16 protein-coding genes and 1 tRNA gene are annotated in these 18,413 nt (G+C 42.3%); 7 read left to right on the top strand and 10 right to left on the bottom strand.

Annotated features, from left to right (window positions below; all coding sequences use genetic code 11):
- Window positions 1-182: 182 nt before the first annotated feature.
- From OCU56_RS11145 to arcA, 5 genes are all read right to left on the bottom strand, one after another.
- Window positions 183-572: a RidA family protein gene (locus OCU56_RS11145; RefSeq protein ID WP_261873283.1), complete on the bottom strand. Its 390-nt coding sequence runs from the start codon at window positions 570-572 to the stop codon at window positions 183-185.
- 41 nt (window positions 573-613) lie between these two features.
- On the bottom strand, window positions 614-1,075 hold the full coding sequence (pyrI, locus tag OCU56_RS11140) for an aspartate carbamoyltransferase regulatory subunit (protein ID WP_261873282.1): 462 nt from the start codon (window positions 1,073-1,075) through the stop codon (window positions 614-616).
- A gap of 15 nt (window positions 1,076-1,090) precedes the next feature.
- The gene (gene pyrB, locus OCU56_RS11135) at window positions 1,091-2,020 is read right to left on the bottom strand and encodes an aspartate carbamoyltransferase (protein WP_261873281.1); all 930 of its coding nucleotides are present in this window, start codon (window positions 2,018-2,020) and stop codon (window positions 1,091-1,093) included.
- 200 nt (window positions 2,021-2,220) lie between these two features.
- Window positions 2,221-3,225 (bottom strand): ornithine carbamoyltransferase, encoded by a 1,005-nt coding sequence (gene argF, locus OCU56_RS11130; protein ID WP_261873280.1) that lies wholly within the window; start codon window positions 3,223-3,225, stop codon window positions 2,221-2,223.
- Between the two features lie 74 nt (window positions 3,226-3,299).
- Entirely contained in the window at window positions 3,300-4,520 is a 1,221-nt protein-coding gene (gene arcA, locus OCU56_RS11125; RefSeq protein WP_261873279.1) for an arginine deiminase, read from the bottom strand.
- Window positions 4,521-4,713: 193 nt separating this feature from the next.
- Between arcA and rraB the strand changes: the two genes are divergently transcribed.
- Complete coding sequence (gene rraB, locus OCU56_RS11120; RefSeq protein WP_261873278.1) at window positions 4,714-5,127, top strand: ribonuclease E inhibitor RraB; 414 nt, start codon at window positions 4,714-4,716, stop codon at window positions 5,125-5,127.
- 78 nt (window positions 5,128-5,205) lie between these two features.
- Here the strand turns inward: rraB and OCU56_RS11115 are convergent, their stop codons facing one another.
- The 4 genes from OCU56_RS11115 to pepA all read right to left on the bottom strand — a co-directional run bounded on the left by OCU56_RS11115 (window position 5,206) and on the right by pepA (window position 11,017).
- Complete coding sequence (locus OCU56_RS11115) at window positions 5,206-5,595, bottom strand: DUF2061 domain-containing protein (protein WP_261873277.1); 390 nt, start codon at window positions 5,593-5,595, stop codon at window positions 5,206-5,208.
- A 397-nt stretch (window positions 5,596-5,992) separates the two neighbouring features.
- Window positions 5,993-8,866 (bottom strand): valine--tRNA ligase, encoded by a 2,874-nt coding sequence (locus OCU56_RS11110; RefSeq protein ID WP_261873276.1) that lies wholly within the window; start codon window positions 8,864-8,866, stop codon window positions 5,993-5,995.
- Window positions 8,867-8,970: 104 nt separating this feature from the next.
- Window positions 8,971-9,417 carry a DNA polymerase III subunit chi gene (locus tag OCU56_RS11105; protein WP_261873275.1) on the bottom strand — a complete coding sequence of 149 codons (447 nt, stop codon included), beginning with the start codon at window positions 9,415-9,417 and terminating at the stop codon, window positions 8,971-8,973.
- Between the two features lie 91 nt (window positions 9,418-9,508).
- On the bottom strand, window positions 9,509-11,017 hold the full coding sequence (gene pepA / locus OCU56_RS11100; RefSeq protein WP_261873274.1) for a leucyl aminopeptidase: 1,509 nt from the start codon (window positions 11,015-11,017) through the stop codon (window positions 9,509-9,511).
- A gap of 218 nt (window positions 11,018-11,235) precedes the next feature.
- On the opposite strand from pepA, the gene lptF reads away from it, so the two are divergent.
- Together lptF and lptG are read left to right on the top strand one after the other, a co-directional pair.
- Window positions 11,236-12,336: an LPS export ABC transporter permease LptF gene (gene lptF / locus OCU56_RS11095; RefSeq protein WP_261873273.1), complete on the top strand. Its 1,101-nt coding sequence runs from the start codon at window positions 11,236-11,238 to the stop codon at window positions 12,334-12,336.
- Window positions 12,337-13,407 (top strand): LPS export ABC transporter permease LptG, encoded by a 1,071-nt coding sequence (gene lptG / locus OCU56_RS11090; protein ID WP_261873272.1) that lies wholly within the window; start codon window positions 12,337-12,339, stop codon window positions 13,405-13,407.
- Between the two features lie 97 nt (window positions 13,408-13,504).
- Here lptG and OCU56_RS11085 read toward each other — a convergent pair whose 3' ends face one another.
- On the bottom strand, window positions 13,505-13,981 hold the full coding sequence (locus OCU56_RS11085; protein ID WP_261873271.1) for an RDD family protein: 477 nt from the start codon (window positions 13,979-13,981) through the stop codon (window positions 13,505-13,507).
- A 337-nt stretch (window positions 13,982-14,318) separates the two neighbouring features.
- Between OCU56_RS11085 and OCU56_RS11080 the strand changes: the two genes are divergently transcribed.
- The 4 genes from OCU56_RS11080 to OCU56_RS11065 all read left to right on the top strand — a co-directional run bounded on the left by OCU56_RS11080 (window position 14,319) and on the right by OCU56_RS11065 (window position 17,858).
- Window positions 14,319-14,403: transfer RNA gene (locus tag OCU56_RS11080), tRNA-Leu, on the top strand.
- Window positions 14,404-14,875: 472 nt separating this feature from the next.
- The gene (locus OCU56_RS11075) at window positions 14,876-15,421 is read left to right on the top strand and encodes a hypothetical protein (protein ID WP_261873270.1); all 546 of its coding nucleotides are present in this window, start codon (window positions 14,876-14,878) and stop codon (window positions 15,419-15,421) included.
- A gap of 851 nt (window positions 15,422-16,272) precedes the next feature.
- Window positions 16,273-17,145 (top strand): hypothetical protein, encoded by an 873-nt coding sequence (locus tag OCU56_RS11070; RefSeq protein ID WP_261873269.1) that lies wholly within the window; start codon window positions 16,273-16,275, stop codon window positions 17,143-17,145.
- Between the two features lie 137 nt (window positions 17,146-17,282).
- Window positions 17,283-17,858 (top strand): recombinase family protein, encoded by a 576-nt coding sequence (locus OCU56_RS11065; RefSeq protein ID WP_261873268.1) that lies wholly within the window; start codon window positions 17,283-17,285, stop codon window positions 17,856-17,858.
- Window positions 17,859-18,413: the final 555 nt, after the last annotated feature.

Below are 18,413 nucleotides of genomic sequence, written 5' to 3'. Positions count from 1 at the left end.
TGCTACCTATAATACCAATCACACGAAGTAAGTGGTCAGAAATAGCGCAGGAAAAATGCTCGAAAACAAGGCAGAATCTTTCGATAAGTAGTTATTCTACAATCAAAAATTCTAACGCAGTTATCGAGTGTTTTAACAAGCTAGAATGACCAGTTATTGAGTACGATTGGTATAACATAGGCTTATTTACGAACCGCAATCGCTTCGATTTCAATACCAACATCTTTAGGTAGGCGAGCTACTTCTACACATGAGCGTGCAGGGTAGTTAGCAACGTTATGCGCATCAAAGAATTTGCCGTAAACTTCGTTAACGGTTCCAAAATCATTCAAGTCTTTGACAAATACTGTCATTTTAACAATATCAGCAACGGTTAAACCTGAAGCTTCAACGACGGCTTTCACGTTTTCTAGTGATTGCTGAGCCTGCTCTGCGATGTCTTCTGATACTTCGCCAGTTTTTGGATTTACTGGGATTTGTCCCGATGTCATTACCATGCTACCGAGATCTACACCTTGAATGTAAGGACCGATTGCTGCAGGAGCGTTGTCAGTGTGAAGTACTTTGGTCATTGTTTTATTTTCTCATTTCTAGTGTATTTATTGATTTCTATTTATAACTCAGTGACGACTTCTCGTGAATAAACTTTTTCACAGTATTTGCACTTTAACCGAATATTCTCTTTCTTTGTGATCACATTAAAATGGCTTTCTACAGGTTCGCCATGGGTAATGCAATTGCTGTTAGGGCAAGCGAAAACACCCGTTACTGTGCTAGGCAGTTCAAGCTCCAGTTTTTTCACGACACTGTAATCTTCAATTTGATTCACCGTGGCGTAAGGCGCGTACAAAGCCAATTTATTAGCTTGTTCTTTGGTAATGAACACATTTTCAATTTTTAGAATGTCCTTGGCCCCAAGAGCCGATGAAGGCAGGTTTAGGCCAATAGTGACGCGTTCATTGGATTTGTGCATAGAAAAAAGTTTAAGCACCTTAACCCCTACGTGTGCAGGAATATGGTCGATAACAGTGCCGTCTTTAATCGCTTCAACTTGTAATTGAGTTTGTTTAGTCATGGTTAAATTCCTCTATTACAGAGTTTGGTTAAGAACAAGAGCAAGTAAGGCCTCACGAGCGTAAACGCCGTTGCCTGCTTGTGTGAAGTAATAAGCATGCGGTGTTTTATCTACATCGACGGTAATTTCATCAACGCGAGGCAGTGGGTGCAATACTTTGAGGTTATCACGCGCTTCGGTAAGCAGTGCAGCGGTTAACACGTAAGCGGATTTAATGTGCGCGTATTCTGATTCATCAAAACGCTCTTTTTGCACTCGGGTCATATACAGAATATCCAGCTCAGGGATCACGCTTTCCATATCGGTATGCAAGCTGTATTGAATGCCTGCTTCGTCGAGTTCTTCACAGATATAATCGGGCATAGCTAAAGCTTCAGGGGCAATAAAGTAAAAACGTACATTATTGAACTTAGCCAGAGCTTGAGTCAGAGAGTGAACCGTGCGGCCGTATTTTAAGTCCCCCACAAACGCAACGTTTAAGTTATCTAAGCGTCCTTGAGTCTCGTAGATAGAGAATAGGTCGAGCAACGTTTGCGTTGGGTGTTGGTTAGAACCGTCACCGGCATTAATTACAGGTACATTATTGGAAAACTCAGAAGCAAGTCGAGCAGCACCTTCTTGAGGGTGACGCATCACAAAAGCATCCACATAGTTTGAAATAACTTGTACTGAATCCGCTAAGGTTTCACCTTTTTTGGCAAGGGAGGTATTACCGGCATTATCAAAGCCTATGACATCGCCACCGACGCGCTGGATCGCCGTTTCAAAAGAGAGGCGTGTGCGTGTGGATGGTTCAAAAAAACAACTGGCAACGACTTTGTTTTTCAACAAGGTTGGCTGAGGGTTTAATTTGAGACTTCCAGCAGTCTGCACAATAAGCTCTAGCTCTTCGCGGTTTAACTCTGGAATGGAGATAATATGCTTGTTGAAAAGCGTATTTTGCATGGTTTTTTCCCCTGATGTACGCACAAAAAAGCCCCCCTATAAAGGGAGGCTACAATCAATTCTGAATAAATAGGAGTCGCTCACAGCCTGCGCTGTGCTTGATGACCACATTGTGAATGCTACGGTGCGGCATACAAACCTCCTATTACTTGGGAGAATTATACGCACTAGTTATGCGAGCGCAAGCGTTTGCGTTACAATTAACTGCCTAAGGTGGCCACCATGATTGCCTTAATGGTGTGCATTCTATTTTCCGCTTCATCAAACACAATTGAGTAGTCAGATTCAAACACTTCGTCGGTCACTTCTAAGCCTTGCATAGCAAATTTTTCAGCGATCTCTTTGCCAACGGTGGTTTGATCATCATGGAACGCCGGCAGACAATGCATGAACTTAACATACGGGTTTTGCGTCGCCTTAATAGTGTCCATGTTCACTTGATAAGGCTTCATAATGGCAATGCGTTCTTCCCAAGCTTCGGCAGGTTCACCCATAGAGACCCAAACATCGGTATACAAAAAGTCACAACCTTTAACCCCAGATGCTACATCTTCGGTTAGAGTGATTGTTGCCCCCGTTGCTTGGGCAATGTCTTGGCACTGCTCAACTAGCTCTTGTTCAGGCCAGTAAGATTTTGGTGCCACTAAGCGGATGTCCATGCCCATTTTTGCAGCGCCAACCATGAGAGAGTTACCCATATTGTTGCGAGCATCCCCTAGGTAGGCAAAACTTACTTGATGTAGGTGCTTACCTCTGGCATGTTCTTGCATCGTTAAGAAGTCCGCTAGAATTTGTGTTGGATGAAACTCATCGGTAAGACCGTTCCACACTGGCACGCCGGCAAAAGCACCGAGCTCTTCGACAATCTCCTGACCAAAGCCACGATATTCAATACCATCATACATACGGCCTAATACGCGAGCGGTATCTTTCATGGATTCTTTATGACCAATTTGAGAACCTGATGGGCCTAAATAAGAAACTTGCGCTCCTTGATCAAACGCAGCAACTTCAAACGCACAACGGGTTCGAGTTGACGATTTTTCAAAGATCAGAGCAATATTTTTTCCTAATAATCGCTTTTGCTCAGTTCCTGCATACTTGGCCTTTTTTAGTTCAGCAGAAAGTTCTAGCAAAAACTGAATGTCTTTTGCAGTAAAATCTAAAAGTTTTAGGAAGTTACGATTTCTTAAGTTGTAGGCCATAGTAGTTCTCTCATTAGATGTTAGAGTGATTTATTGCATAGAAATGCTATTAAATCAAATGCAAATTCATTTTGTTATATGGGGTCCCTTTCTATTGGGCAACTCATACAGCGAGCTCCCCCACGTCCTCGGCCCAATTCATTACCTGGAATAGTCAGTACCTTAATACCCGCATCATCGTATTTTTCATTGGTATAAATGTTACGTTCATAACCAATGACCACTCCCGGTTTCACCGTGAGAACATTGTTGGCATCGTTCCATTGTTCTCGTTCGGCTTCGTAACTATTACCCCCGGTGGTGATGATTTTTAGCGACTGTAAATCTAACGCATCTTGAATGGTATCGACGTAAGAGCGGGCTTGAGTTGCTTGAATACCCCCCGTTGCGGTGGGCTTGAGAACCCAAGTTTCTACCTTGGTATTAATTACCTCAGGATAAATAGAAAAAGTGTCAATATCCAGTTGTGTCATCACAGTATCTAAATGCATACAAGAGCGAGTCTTAGGCAGTTTTAGCGCAATCACTTGTGTAGCTTGGCCGCTATTGAATAGGCCCTGAGCTAAGTTTTCCACTCCTTGCGCTGTGGTGCGCTCTGACAGTCCTACTAATACCGTGCCACGACCAATGACCAATACATCGCCCCCTTCAATATTGGTGTTGTCATAGTGGGCGTTGTGATTGCCTAAGTAATTGCTAAAAGGTTGATTGGCGAAAGTAGGGTGCCAGCGGTAAATGGCACGCAGGTGGTTGGTTTCCCTTTTTCTGGCCGCTTTCATCATAGGGTTAAGAGAGACACCCCCATAAATCCAACACGAGGTATCTCGGGTAAAGAGGTGGTTAGGTAAAGGCTCAATGACAAAATCTAAAGCGCCGTGCATTTTCGGTAAAATAGAAGCAGACTGTATGGAGAGTTCGGAGTAGGCCAATCCTCCGGTTAATACTGTGGCTAAATGGTCATTATCCATAGTATGCAGATAGTGGCGAAGCTCTGCGGCAAAGGTTGGGCCATAGCGGAAGTCCGATATTTGATTGGCCAACAGCCATTGTTTCGCCTCTGAAATGGCTAAAGTTTCCGCGAGTAGATCATGCAGTAGTAGTACTTCTACCCCTTGGCTTTGTAGGGTTAAGGAGAAAATATCATGTTCTTTACCCGCTTCCTCTACAGCTAAGACATCATCAAAAAGAAGCTCTTGGCAGTTTGAGGGGGTGAGGTGGGTAAGTGCCCTCTCTGGGCGATTAAGTAAAACACGGCGCAGTTGTCCCACTTCCGAGCCGACGTACAGCTTACTCATTATGCATCCTTGTTCATATTATTTACTCCTTTATGGCAAGGATGAGCGTAACTTGCAAGTTGAAGCGGTTTAGGGGCGCAGTAATTGAGAAATCTGGCCGAAGATTGAGCCAAGATATGGTATTTAATCTCGAACCGTGCCATATTTCGTCCGTATATAAATCTATTATTTTTACCTGCTCGGGAGCACACCCATGTCACAAGTGGAAGAGTATCTATCAGTCGAAGAACTTATCGCATTTCAGAAAGAAGAGACACGCGACATCATCGCCGCGTTACTTGAAGACGGTAGTGAACCTGATGCTTTGTATGAAATTGAACATCACCTTTTTGCTGAAACGTTTGAAGCGTTAGAAAAAGCAGTGGTTGAAGCCTTCAAGATGGGTTTTGAAGTATTAGAAGCAGAAGAAACCGAAGATGAAGATGGCGATAAGTTATTGTGCTGTGATGCAACTATGACGTGTACGTTAGATCCTGAGTTGATCGATCAGCAAGTGGCAACGTTAATTAACTTGGCCGAAAAATACGACATCATCTATGACGGTTGGGGTACGTATTACGAAGGGGAAGACGCCTTAGTATACGATGAAGAAGACGAAGAAGAGTAATTCGTACTTTCTAAATAGTTAATTTCTAAAAAAAGCTCGCTAACTTAGCGAGCTTTTTTGTGTCTGTTATAACATTATTTAAGCATGGTGTAGGGTAGGCGTTGCCGGAGAAAAGTACTTTCTCCATAAGCGTTCATGACAGTAGTAAGCGCAAGTGTTGATACTAGGTTCTATAAGTGCCAGTAGGCCGCCGACTAGGGCGTCACCAGAGATCAAGTACACTACAGTGAATGCCACGCTAAAATGCACCACCGCAAAGCTAGATGTTTTAATGCGCGAATAAGCCTGTTTGGCCTTTAGAAAGGGAACGCTATTCCAGATTTTTTCATGAAAGTAGAAAGCGACGGTATTGACACTCGGTTCAATCATGGCGATCAAACTGCCCAGAATAATATCACCGGTAAGTATGTAAGCTACGGTGAAAGCGATAGAGAAGTGCAGCGTTGCAAAGCTAAGTGTCTTTTTCATGGCAGTGACCAGTAAAGGTTAGGTTACTAAATAGTATTGATAATCATTATCATTTAGTCAAGAGGTTTTTTAATCGCCACTTTTTTGCACTTTAGCCTAGAAAATAAGACTAACCGCAGTCAGTCATAGCGTATTTGGGTGAGTTAAAGTACAGGCTAACAGAGCGCAGCCCTTGATTGCTGCATAATGGCTTATCAATATTTTCTCTTTCTTATCAATATTTTAATAAGCTAGAATGATCAGTAAATGACTACGATTAGTATAATAACCCTAATGTAACTAGTGTCATAAGACGCGTCTATGAACTCTGTCTTCTTTTCAAAAAAAAGGGTTGGCAATGCCAACCCTTTTATCCACTTATGTGCTATTCGATCTCGGTTTTACCCGATCTCGCCGATTACAGCGCAGCGATAGTCGCTTGTTGCTCGGCAAGTTTGCTCAATGTTTCTTTATAGGCGTTGAGTTTTTCACGCTCTTTGGCAACAACTGCTTCTGGAGCTTTAGCTACAAAGCCTTGGTTATTCAGCTTGCCTTCGATGCGTTTGATCTCCCCTTCCGTTTTCTTGATTTCGCCCGCTAAACGGTTAAGTTCAGCGTCTTTATCAATTAAACCAGCCATTGGGATCATTAGCTCAGACTTAGCCACCAGTGATGTTGCACAAGCTGGTGTGTCAGCGCCTTCTGCAAGCAGTTCAATGCTGTCTAGCTTAGCAAGAGACATCAATACTGCTTTGTTCGCTTCTAGGCGCGCAGCATCGTTGTCGTCAGCCGCTTTTAGCATAACATCAAGGGGTTTGCTTGGTGCAATGTCGTATTCCGCACGTAGGTTACGGATAGCGGTGATGAAAGTCTTAACCCATTCGATGTCGTCAACGATCTCAGCATGGAAGTTAGCTTCGTTAAACTGCGGAAGCGCTTGCGTCATGATAGTCTCGCCCTCAACACCATCTACTAGCGGCTTAACGCTCTGCCAGATAGATTCTGTGATGTAAGGAAGAACAGGGTGAGCAAGACGCAGTGTCTTCTCAAGAACCGTAATCAAGGTGTAACGAGTGGCTTGCTGTTGCGCCTCAGTGCCTTTCCAAAGAACCGGTTTAGTCAGTTCTAAGTACCAGTCACAGAATTGGTTCCAGATGAACTCATAAAGGGTGTTTGCCGCCATATCTAGGCGATAGTTGTCTAGGTGAGCGTTAAACTCTTTCGCTGCAACTTCAAACTGAGATTCAATCCACTTGTCCGCAAGAGAGAATTCCATGTTGCCACGTTCTTCTACAGATAAAGACATACCACAATCGTGCTCTTCTGTGTTCATCAGCACGTAACGGCTAGCGTTCCATAGCTTGTTACAGAAGTTACGGTAACCTTCAAGACGCTTCATGTCCCAGTTGATGTCACGGCCAGTAGAGGCCATAGCAGCAAGGGTGAAACGAAGGGCATCTGTACCATATGGTTCGATACCGCCTTCAAATGTCTTACGAGTGTCCTTCTCGATTTTCTTCGCTAGTTGAGGCTGCATCATGTTACCAGTGCGCTTTTCAACTAAAGATTCAAGGTCGATACCGTCAATCATATCAATTGGGTCAAGTACGTTACCTTTAGATTTAGACATTTTATCGCCGTTTTCATCGCGGATAAGACCGGTCATGTAAACAGTTTTAAATGGTACTTGTGGTTTGCCATCTTCGTCTTTAACGAAGTGCATGGTCATCATGATCATACGAGCAACCCAGAAGAAGATAATATCAAAACCTGATACGAGAACTTCAGAAGGGTGGAAGGCTTTTAGTGCTTCCGTATCTTCAGGCCAGCCTTGTGTGCCAAACGTCCAAAGTGCAGAAGAGAACCAAGTATCCAGTACGTCATCATCTTGTTTCAGTACGATAACAGGCGCTAGGTTGTGTTTTTCACGCACTTCTTGTTCGGTGCGACCTACATATACTTTACCGTCGTTGTCATACCATGCTGGGATGCGATGTCCCCACCAAAGTTGACGAGAGATACACCAGTCTTGCACGTCACGCATCCACGCAAAGTACATGTTTTCGTATTGCTTAGGAACAAACTGGATTTGGCCGTCTTCTACCGCTTTAACCGCAGGTTCTGCAAGAGGCGCGGTACGTACATACCATTGGTCCGTTAGCATAGGTTCGATAACGACGCCGCCACGATCACCGTAAGGTACGGTTAAGTCGTGATCTTTAATTTCTTCAAGAAGACCCAGCTCATCAAACTCAGCAACGATGGCTTTACGAGCAGCAAAGCGCTCCATACCGTGATATTTAGCTGGAAGTTTAGTTGAGTAAACATCGCTTTCTTCACCGTTAGTAGTGAAGACTTCAGCCGCATCACGAATATCCGCGTTAAACGTTAGGATATTGATCATTGGTAGCTTGTTGCGTTTACCTACTTCGTAATCGTTAAAGTCATGAGCTGGGGTGATTTTCACACAACCCGTGCCTTTTTCCATGTCTGCGTGCTCATCGCCCACGATAGGGATAAGACGGTTTACAATAGGAAGCAGGATTTCTTTACCGATAAGATCTTTGTAGCGAGGATCTTCAGGGTTAACGGCAACGCCAGTATCACCAAGCATGGTTTCAGGGCGAGTCGTTGCGACAACAATGTAGTCTTTACCATCGGCGGTTTTAACGCCATTGGCTAGCGGGTAGCGGAAATGCCACATGAAGCCTTTTTTATCTTTGTTTTCAACTTCAAGATCTGAAATGGCAGTGTGCAGTTTCGGATCCCAGTTAACGAGACGTTTACCGCGGTAGATTAGGTCTTCTTCGTAAAGACGCACAAACACTTCTTGAGTGGCAGCCGATAGGCCGTCATCCATAGTGAATCGTTCGCGATCCCAATCAACAGATGCTCCAAGACGACGAAGCTGTTTAGTGATAGTGCCGCCAGATTGGCCTTTCCATTCCCAGATTTTGTCGATGAACGCTTCACGGCCGTAGTCGTGTTTGGTTTTGCCTTCTTCTGCGGCAATTTTACGTTCAACAACCATTTGGGTTGCGATACCAGCGTGGTCAGTACCGACTTGCCAAAGGGTGTTTTTACCCTTCATGCGCTCAGCACGGATCAGCGTATCCATGATGGTATCTTGGAATGCATGACCCATGTGTAAGCTACCGGTGACGTTCGGTGGTGGGATCATGATGGAGTATGATTCTTTAGTGGTATCACCGTGTGGCTTAAAGTAGCCTTTTTCTTCCCAAGTCTGGTACAGATCTTGTTCGATAGATTGTGGGTTATATGTCTTTTCCATAATACTCTTACATGGATAATTGGTGGATGGCAAACTGCATAAATTAAGGGTTTATCAAGCACCTGTTGATAAATGCTTTAGCTATGAAGTTTGGATTATTTAGCTTATTCGTCAATGGTTATTGTTTGCATTTCATAACCTGCTTGACGATAAATTTTATATCTTTCTCGGGCGATGTGCTTCGCTTTTTCATCGCAAGGCACGAAGTCTACCACTTGAGGCACTATTCCCGCAAAGTTTGTATCATCTTGCGCTAGATTAATGACGATATTACGGCTGCGATGCAGACGAGTATTAGTATGGCCTATTTCTAGCGGAGTTCCTTGTCTGGGCCCTTCACCAGCTAGATTGTGTGCAATAAAATCCTCTTCACTTAACTGAAAAATACACTCATCCCATTGTTCGGCATCTTGTTTATCTTTTGTATGCAAATAAAGACGAGCACCTTGAGCGGTAAAGTGCCTAATTAAGTAGCACACATAGTTTTGAAACCCCGCTGCCGAATCGGCGGAGCTATTAGCTTTAATGACATAAAAGGTCGCGACAGACATGTTCTTTCTCAATAAAAATCGCCTCCCGAAGGAGGCGCAATAAAGATTAGATTAGCACACAAAGATTTGCATATGCTGAGATTTACCGTGATTACTCTTCGGCTTCTTGTCCACTGCGGTTAAGTAAAAACTGAACTAATAGTGATACAGGGCGACCTGTTGAGCCTTTTGCTTGACCCGATTTCCAAGCCGTACCGGCAATATCTAGGTGAGCCCAGTTATATTTCTTGGTAAAGCGAGACAGGAAACAGCCCGCAGTAATTGTGCCCGCAGGACGACCACCAATGTTGGCCATATCGGCAAATGGACTGGCGATTTGTTCTTGGTACTCATCAGCCATAGGGAGACGCCAAGCACGGTCACCCGATTGCTCAGAAGCATTAACTAGCTCATGAGAAAGTGGGTTGTGGTTGGAAAGCACACCACTAATGTGATGACCAAGGGCAATGACACACGCGCCGGTAAGTGTCGCCACATCGACAACGCAATCAGGTTCAAAACGCTCAACATAAGTCAGTGCATCACATAATACCAAACGGCCTTCGGCATCGGTATTGAGTACTTCAACGGTTTGCCCAGACATAGTGGTTAAAATATCCCCAGGGCGGTAAGCGTTGCTACCAGGCATATTTTCACAGCCCGCAAGAATGCCCACTACATTAATCGGTAGGTTCAATTGCGCCAGTGCTTTCATCGTACCAAACACACTTGCCGCGCCACACATGTCGTATTTCATCTCATCCATGCCATCGCCTGGTTTAAGAGAGATACCGCCTGAATCAAAGGTTAAGCCTTTACCTACTAGCACAATAGGCTTAGCGTCAGCATCAGGGTTGCCTTTGTATTCAATGACCGACATCATGGATTCGTTGTGTGAACCACGACCCACAGCAAGGTATGAAGTCATACCCAATTTTTCCATCTCTTGCTCACCAATGATTTTGGTGGTCACGGTTTCATGGTCGTCAGCAAGACGACGAGCTTGAGATGCTAAATAAGCAGGGTTAGCCACGTTAGGGGGCATATTGCCAAGGTCTTTTGATGCAGACACGCCAGATGCCACAGCTAAACCATGGCTAATGGCACGTTCACCAATATTGAGTTCACGGCGCGTTGGCACATTAAATACCAATTTACGCAGTGGACGACGAGTTTCTGGCTTATTGCTCTTAAACTGGTCAAAAGTGTAAAGGCCATCATGTGTGGCTTCTACCGCTTGACGTACTTTCCAGTAGGTATCGCGGCCTTTCACATGCAACTCAGTAAGGAAACAAACCGCTTCCATTGAACCCGTCTCGTTGAGAGTACTGATGGTCTTTTGAATAATTTCTTTATATTGGCGCTCACCAAGCTCACGCTCTTTACCGCAACCAACCAGCAATACGCGTTCTGAAAGTACTCCTGGCACTTGATGCAATAGCAACATTTGCCCTGGTTTTCCTTCCAAATCACCTCTGCGTAATAGCGAACTTAGATAGCCATCACTGATTTTATCCAGCTGTTCTGCAACCGGTGAAAGACGACGAGGCTCAAAGACACCAACAACAATACAAGCACTGCGTTGCTTCTCTGGGCTACCACTTTTTACACTGAACTCCATGCCTACTCCTACATCCTGAAGACAAACCGCAATAAATGTTAGATAATAACTGCTTAACTTGTTGAATCTTGGTCAAGAGCTATGTTTACTCAATGAGTGTAAGCAAGTTAGTTGATTATCGATTAGTCAAAAATTTGAAAAATTAAAGGTTCATTCAGAAATTATAGCGATTCCTGTAAAAATACAAGTTTTGCATCCAAGCTTATAGGGACTTTAGCGTGATTATTGTTAGATATTTGATCCGCGAGACAATCAAGAGTCAGTTGGCCATCTTTTTCGTGCTGTTTTTAATCTTTTTAAGTCAAAGGTTTATCAGTGTGTTGGCCGATGCCTCAAATGGCGATATTCCCGCCAGACTTATTATGACAGTGGTTGGTTTAAACATGCCCGCAATGGGGCTGTTGATGCTGCCGCTGAGTTTATACATTGGGATTTTGCTGACTTTCGGCCGTTTATATGCTGAAAGTGAGATAACTGTAATGAATGCAACAGGCATTGGGAACAAGTTCCTAATTCAAGCTGCATTGTACCTAGCACTGATCACTTCAGGTCTTGCTGCGTTTAATTCTCTGTACTTTGCTCCTTGGTCTCAAGACAAAGAAGCACAAATTATGGACAAACTCGCCGCTGAAACCAGTGTTGAGCTATTGCAAAAAGGGCAATTTCAACGCACTCCTGATGGTTCGGCCGTTGTTTTTATCGATCAACTGAAAGATAAAAAACTGACCAATGTATTTATTGCGCAAACTGTGGGTGAAGGCTCTATTCGTCCAAGTGTGGCTTTTGCCGATTCTGGCGAGGCAAAAGAGTTGTCCGATGGTCGACAAATTTTGACCTTGTTTGATGGCTCTCGATACGAAGGTATCCCAACGCAACTGGACTACATGAGAACGGAGTTTAATGAGTACGATGCACTCATTGGACAAAGGGAAGTCAAACCTAAAGGGCGAGACTATGAGGCAATACCAACCATTCAGTTGTTTAATAACCCAGACAAAAAAGCCAAGGCAGAATTGCACTGGCGTATCAGTTTGATCATCTGTATTCCATTGCTCACATTAGTGGTGATCCCGTTATCGGCGGTGAACCCGCGGCAAGGGCGTTTTGCGAAAATGGGGCCAGCAATCTTGTTCTATTTGGCCTACTTTATGTCTATTAGTGCCGCTAAATCGGCCATAGAAGAGGGCAAAATATCCGATGTGATAGGAATGTGGCCGATGAATATTAGTTTATTGGTGGTGGGGCTTATCCTCAACTCCATGGACAGCCAACCCGTGCGGCGTTGGAAAGACAAGCTTCGCCAAAAGAGGGCCAGTTAAGTGTTTAAGATCCTAGACTTATATATCGGCAAAACCATTGTCGCAACCACTAGTATCTGTTTGGTCACTTTGGTAGGGCTATCTGGCATTATCAAATACGTTGAGCAATTGCGCAAAGTGGGTCGGGGGACTTACGATCTACTGCACGCCTTGTATTTTGTGTTGCTAAGTGTGCCTCGTGACATTGAGTTATTTTTCCCAATGGCGGCATTGCTCGGCGCATTGATTGCTCTTGGTACATTAGCAACCAGCTCCGAACTTACGGTAATGCAAGCGGCGGGCTACTCTAAGGTCAACATTGGTGTTTCGGTATTAAAAACGGCCTTACCGTTAATGCTTATCGTGATGCTACTGGGAGAGTGGGGCGCACCACAGGCGCAGAAAATGGCCCGTGACTTGCGTACCATCTCTGTTTCTGGTGGTCATATTGTGTCGGCCCGTACTGGGGTATGGGCAAAAGATGGTGACGACTTCATTTACATTGGTCATGTAAAAGAAGATAACCTGCAAGCGGTAAATATCTGGGAATACGATAAAAACAAAGATCTTATGCGCAGTATTTTTGCTAAAAGCGCCGATTTTGCACAAGATAATACGTGGATTTTAAAAGACGTCACTACCACGCTATACACTAACGAAACTCAAATTTCTAAGAGCAAGCAAGACGAGCAAGAGTGGCAAACCACCCTAGTGCCAGATAGGCTAGAAATAGTGACGGTAAAACCAGAGGAGCTCTCGTTATCGGGTTTGTACAGCTACGTACATTATCTGAAAGAATCGGAGCAAGACGCCGCCCGCTATGACCTGGCGTTTTGGCGCAAAATAACGCAACCGTTATCTATAGCGGTAATGATGATGCTGGCATTGTCGTTTGTATTTGGCCCATTGCGTAGTGTCACTATGGGGGCCAGGATATTATCAGGGGTTATTGCCGGTTTCTCGTTTTATATTTCGTCCGAGTTTTTCGGCCCTTTAAGTGTGGTGTATCAAATACCACCCATGTGGGGGGCGCTGGCACCAAGTGTCGCCTTTATGTTAGTAGCCATCATATTGCTACGGCGTAAGCTCTGACCCGGCTCATAAACAAAAAAGGAAGGCACCTAAATGGCCTTCCTTTTTTAATGGGCAGAGAAAGCTCACAAGCGAGAATGCCCCGTTATTTATGGAATTAAATGGCTTTAGGTAATACCACTACTTCAGTTTTAGCCCATATATCGTGAAAACCGCGTTTGTTTGGATCAATCACAACCGCTAAGTTACTCAAGCCAAAGGCAGAGGTTGCCACACGAATACACGCTTGAGTGACGCTAATGGGAGCTCCTCCGGCATTTTGTACTCGCAGTTTCCACGCTCGCATACCCAGGGTTTGTCCGGCTCTTGTCCAAAAAAATACGAAAAAACCAATCCAAATCAGTGCTAAATACAGGGTAAATAAAGCACTCCATATAGGATGGTGAGTTAAATAGTCTGCTGCGTCTATATACGGTCCGTAGCTCATCACTCCTGATGCAACAAGAGCCTCAAAAATAGCCACTACGATACCCGCGGCCATAATCTCAATCGCAATCACGATCAGCGCATCATACATCCAAGCCCCGAGGCGACGCATTAAACCTGCTTTGGGTAAAGAATTTTGTGAGTTCATGTATCCGATATTCTAGTTAGGGTGTTTTGCGCGTCAGAATAGCATTTGTAACCTATCTGCACAGAGGTTCAGTGCAAAAAAGAGGGGTTCATGCCTAAAAAATATGCGAACGGTTCATAATTATAATATTTACCCTTGCACGGCATCGCCTGTTACGTATAATGCAAAACGTACCTTGTAGGTGCGCAATGCCGGTGTGGTGAAATTGGTATACACGACGGATTCAAAATCCAAGGCGTCTATGCTCAAATTGCATGTAACCTACTGAAGAAGCTAGAAAAATTATTGTAGTATGCACTTGAAAAGTGTTTTATAGTGTTTTATAGTTTAGTTTAATGCCAGCGTGTTGGAATTGGTAGACAAAGGGGATTCAAAATCCCCCGCCTTCGGGCGTGGCGGTTCAAGTCCGCCCGCTGGTACCATATTCAAAAAAAGCCCCTTACGAAAGTAAGGGGCTTTTTTGTATGTGTGTAAAAATGTCAGTGACCACTTAGGTGAGATTAGTCGAAGATTTTATGTCACACTCGATGCGCTAACACTATTGCAGGTCCAATATAAGTAGGCTTTTTTTGTTCTGAGACTGTATCCTCGCATTCGCATATGTCGTCGAATTTCTTCTAAAAATTGGCTTGTTTTGTCGATGGGGCAGTCTCGTTTACTCGATAGAAGATTATATAAGTTGCTGTTAATAATTGGAGTTAATACTGTTCTTCTTGAGATAACAGGTATTGTTAAAAAATGATAACACGCGCGCTCGTTTTTACGTAAAGACAGAACTCAAAGTGCGATTTTTATGCATTGTATTTCAGTTGCTTATGGTAGTTTAAATGAAAGTTAGGCAAGCAGAAAAACGAGCAGACCTGTTATTAAGAATGTTATGTTCACGGAGATAAAATGTCACATCCTATTTACTACAATTCGATCGTACACGAAGCGTACTATATTGAACAATTAGCTTCGGCAAGCGCTAATCATGTGAGCAAGTTGTCAGAATCGTACAACACAGAAAAGGTGGAAGAATACTCTGTTTCTGACTACGAAATAGAGTACGCGTCTTACATTGAGTGGTTAATTGAGATGGTAAGTAGTCACCTCATTCTATGTGCTACACGTACAAGGGTTTTACAAGATAGCTATGACTTTTCTATTGAAGATAATCCCAAATATTCACCCGATCTAGAAGCTTTTGAGTATTTTGAACAAGTTGCCGAAGTAAGAAAAGGAAGTTTTAAGCCTTCTCTCCGAGAGTGTTGTAATAAAATTATTCATGCAACTTCGTACGATTTAGTGTTTGCCAAAAATGAATCTGGTTCAGAGTATTGGGTAGGTAAGTGTGAGCTCAAAGGTAGCTTCAATAAAAAAGACTGGGTCATTATATTGGATGCAACAAAGTTTTGTTTTGCTTTAAGGTATTACATTGACTTAATTAAGCACCTTTAGCAATGTGAATATAACAAATAAGGATAAGTGTCGCCCAGCTGACACTTTATCTGGGTGTTGAACAAGCCCAATCGTGTAGTTGTCTTCTATTAGTAAATTGCTCTTTGATGAGTAGCTTGAAATGAACCTCATCGACTTTCTACAAGTCGTACGAGGCTATCGAGTCGAATCCGCTACGATTGACCCTGATGAACTCTAATTATGTTGTTGTGACTTTAAGATTCTTTACCTCCTTAGTGTGTTCTCGCATTATCAAATCTGAGGTTTATCGTGATAAATGGGTGGCCATGTAGGCTTGGTGATCCCAACGCATGCCATATCATGTTTTTGCAGCAGGGGTATGAACGTTTCGCCTTGGTTGGCGTATTGGTTGATGGGGTGAATTGCCAAGTGTGAGGTGAGAGGGTTTATAAAAAATAAATATTTAAGGATGATGTTGATTAATATTAAGTAAAATTACGACAACCCCCCAATTTTCGTTATTAATATGTGATTTAAATTTTTATGGTCATATGGCATCTAATAGTTAACTCCATTTTATTTTCGTGCTATATTATAACTATTATAATTCTTATAACTATTATAAAATTATAATCTTTCTATAAGGTGCTAATAACATAAAATGCTTTTCCCTCCTGCTTTCTTGCTTTTTTAGTGTGATATTAAGTGCGTTCGAGCACACTTGTGCTGCTTTTGAACGCATTTAGCTAATAAAATAACAGTGTTTTGTGAAATTAAAATCGCATTAAGCTTTGCGGTTAATTATAAATTTCGCATTGCTTATTCTTTTTGGTTATTGTTTCCTGTTGTTTTTTTATGTATTGTTAAATTAAAGCTTGGGAATAATAATAATGAAAAAAATCGAAGTTTTAGAAAAAGAATACATTATTTCGTGTCAAAATAATGCATTCGGTAAAGTAATTGAATATGTAAAGGTGTCACTGGATAGAGAACAAGTTAATAATCATGTTATTCTTGATGAAAATATGAAATATTCAATTAAAAAAGATAATAATATATTAGTTAAGGAGCAGGTGGTTACGGCGTTTGCTTATTTAGATAATATAACCTCAAAGATAAAAATAGTATCATCGGTATCAGCGTTATCTGCCTTCTTAAAGGAAGATAGTAATACTGATAAGTTTGAGATTACACTAGTCGTTTCAGATAGTGATTGTTATGAAACATTACATTTTGCTAGGTTGAACTGTGAAACTGTGCATATGAATAATTATCAATACTCGAAATATATTGAATACCAGATTAAGCAAGGTCTAACTATTACTGATATTTCTCGAGAGTTAGAGAAGAGTCCAGATCTAATCCGTAAGTTGCGTCGTTTTGGTACGATCTCTGAAGAGTTACTTCCCTTCTTTGATACTGATAATTTAACTTTTGAAAATGTTGACACTATTCATAGAATTATGAGTCTTCGTGAAACGGACTATGATTATTATGAATCGGTAGTATATGAATTAACTTCACTCGATGATCCATCTTTATCTAAAGAGTATTTAACTAAGATTAATAAACGATTGAAGAAAAAATCAGGTACAGAGGTGATTGTTAATGATGGGAACCTATCCATTATTAAAAACAAAACAGCAAAATCAACTATTTTAACCTTTAAGGGTTTTGAGGATGCATCCATTGATCTCATAATTAAAGACTTATTGGCTAATTATCACCGTACTTATAAAGGATGTAATGAAGCTAAATATTAGCCTTGTTTGGGTATCAATAAACATACGTTTAGTGATGCCGCTCTTTGATAGCTTAAACTGGTATCAAAAAATGTACTTTACAAATAATGATACCAATCGTATATTGATACCAGGTTTTATGATTCCAACGAGGGTTTATGGGCAGAGTATTTGCGTATTGCCGCGTATCAACAACAGAGCAAACGGTCGAAAATCAAATTATAGCTATTAGACAGGCTGGATTCGATATTTTGCCGTCTCGTGTTATATCTGAAACTGTCTCAGGTAGCTCTAAAGCTAGAGATAGAGAACAGTTTTCAAATTTGCTAGATCATAAACTGGAAGTAGGGGATACTTTAATAGTCCTTAAGCTTGATAGGCTCGGTAGGGACAACATTGATGTTCAGCAGACAATTCAAGCTCTTAGTGATGCACAGGTTAAGGTTGTTTGTTTAGATCTGCCTGTATCAGACCTATCTAGCTCAGAAGGGAAGTTGATGCTACAGATGTTTTCAGCATTTGCTGAATTTGAACGTAATCGAATTCGTGAACGAACTCGAGAAGGCTTAGAGAGGGCAAAATATGAAGGTAAAAAATTGGGCCGACCTGCTGCTATCGCCACAACAAAGCTAGTTCAGACATGCAAATCAGAAGGGTTATCGCAGAGCAAAACGGCGAATCAACTTGGGCTGGGAATTGCGACAGTTAAACGACACTGGAACAAGGTCGCCTGATTGCTGTTGGCTTTAGAATGGATAACAGGATGGCTGAACGCGTATGAATTCACTTCACCATCCTAAATTAATAACTGCTTTATTTAGAAAGGTAGGGGAGGTGTTGACCGTAACTTCTGCTGAATACTCTCAAGGATTTGATTTTCGCTCGGTCTAACTCCAGTTGATTTTACATTTTTCAGAACAGTGACCATGTGTTCTGCTAGATTTGTCGGGTCTACACTATGCGACCGTTCTTGTATCATTTCGCATAGGTCTATTTTGATTTCATCTATCCTTGCTTCAGTCCATGTTTCAAACATTGGATTATCCAAAATATCTAAGCAAGTACTCGTGGCGTGGATCGATTCGCTACTATATTTCATAAGCTCTCCTTTAGCTTAATGACTCCAAAGCTTGACCTTCTTAACCTTCTACTAAACAACTACTACCATAGAGTCCACCAGAGGTGTAATATTGCAGTTAAAATTTGCCCTCAAAGCAGTAAATTAACCTCCTACAGATTAAAATAATATATAGGTGGTGCTTTTACAAGTAATTTTAACTTTTAAGTAA

This window comes from Vibrio rarus (genome assembly GCF_024347075.1).
Taxonomy (GTDB): Bacteria; Pseudomonadota; Gammaproteobacteria; order Enterobacterales; family Vibrionaceae; genus Vibrio; species Vibrio rarus.
This window is presented reverse-complemented; position numbering and strand designations above follow the sequence as displayed.